This is a genomic window from Streptomyces spongiae (genome assembly GCF_009377185.1).
Lineage (GTDB): Bacteria > Actinomycetota > Actinomycetes > Streptomycetales > Streptomycetaceae > Streptomyces > Streptomyces spongiae.
The window spans coordinates 1-1405 of the sequence record NZ_VJZC01001056.1 but is presented as its reverse complement, the minus strand read 5'-3'; the positions used below and the strand labels follow the sequence as shown (position 1 = coordinate 1405).

1 protein-coding gene is annotated in these 1405 nt (G+C 76.4%); it reads left to right on the top strand.

All coding sequences use genetic code 11. The features are described from left to right. Window positions 1–70: 70 nt before the first annotated feature. Window positions 71–1405, top strand: a 1335-nt coding sequence (locus FNH08_RS50070; protein ID WP_152778670.1) for a pyridine nucleotide-disulfide oxidoreductase, incomplete at its 3' end; no start/stop codon positions are given.

Sequence of the window (1405 nt, the reverse complement as noted above, 5' to 3'; positions counted from 1 at the left end):
GCCCACGGGGTCCGCCGGGTCCGCCCGGCCCGCTCGGTCCGCCGTCGTCCTCGGCGGGTCGTTCGCCGGGATGCTCGCGGCCCGCGCGCTGGCCGGGTACGCGCACACCGTGACGATCGTCGAGCGCGACGTCCTGCCCGACGGGCCCGGGCCCCGCCGCGGCCTGCCCCAGGCACGCCACGCCCACATGCTGTGGTCCGGCGGGGCCCGGGCCGTCGAGGACCTCGTGCCCGGCGCCACCGAGCAGTTGCTGGCGGCCGGGGCGCACCGGCTGGCGGTCACGACGGACATGGTCGCGCTGTCCCCGCAGGGCTGGTTCCGGCGCTGGCCCGAGTCGCACCATCTGCTGCTGTCCAGCCGGGACCTGCTGGACGCGACGATCCGCTCGCACGTCCTGGACGACGACCGGGTCGGGCTGGTGGAACGCACCGAGGTGCTGGGCCTGGAGGGCACGGCCGCCGCGGTCACCGGGGTCCGGGTCCGCGGGGACGACGGTACGGAGCGGACTCTGGCGGCCGATCTGGTCGTCGACGCCACCGGCCGGGCCTCCCGGGCGCCCCGGTGGCTGGCCGCGCTCGGGCTGCCCGTGCCGGCGCGGCGGGAGGTCGACGCCGGGCTCGCGTACGCCAGCCGGGTCTACCGCGCACCCGAGCAGGCCCGGGGCGGCTTCCCGGTCGTCAACGTGCAGCCCGACCCGCGCGCCGGGGGCCCCGGCCGTGGCGCTGTGCTCCTGCCCATCGAGGACGGCCAGTGGCTCGTCACCCTGTCCGGCACCCGGGGCGGCGAACCCCCTTCGGCGGACGCCGACTTCGTACGGTTCGCCCTGGAGGACGTACGCCATCCGCTGATCGGTGAACTCCTCGCGGACGCCGAGCCGTTGACGGACGTGGCGTTCACCCGCACGACCGTCAACCGGCGTTGGTTCTACGAGCGCATGCCGGCCTGGCCCGAGAACTTCACCGTCCTCGGCGACGCGCTCGCCGCGTTCAACCCGGTCTACGGGCACGGTATGTCGGTCGCCGCGCAGAGCGCGGTGGCGCTCCGCTCGGTGATCCGCCGTCAGGGGTGGGGGACGCCGGGGCTGGCCCGCCACGCCCAGAAGGCGATGGCCCGGCCGGTGAACGCGGCGTGGGACCTCGCCACCGGGCAGGACGTGTTCTACCCGGGTGCCACGAAGGGCGGGCCCACCCGGCGTGAGCGGCTGCTCGCGGCGTACGTCGGCCGGCTGCTGCGTACCGCCACGGGTAACGGGCGCATCGCCCGGCGGCTCACGGATGTGACCTCGTTGGAGCGGGGGGCGGAGGTGCTGGTCGCTCCGCGGGTGGTGTTGGCCGCGGTGGTGGGGCCGTTGCGGGGGCCGTTGGCTGGGCCGCCGTTGACCGCGGAGGAGCTCAAGGCTGTGGGG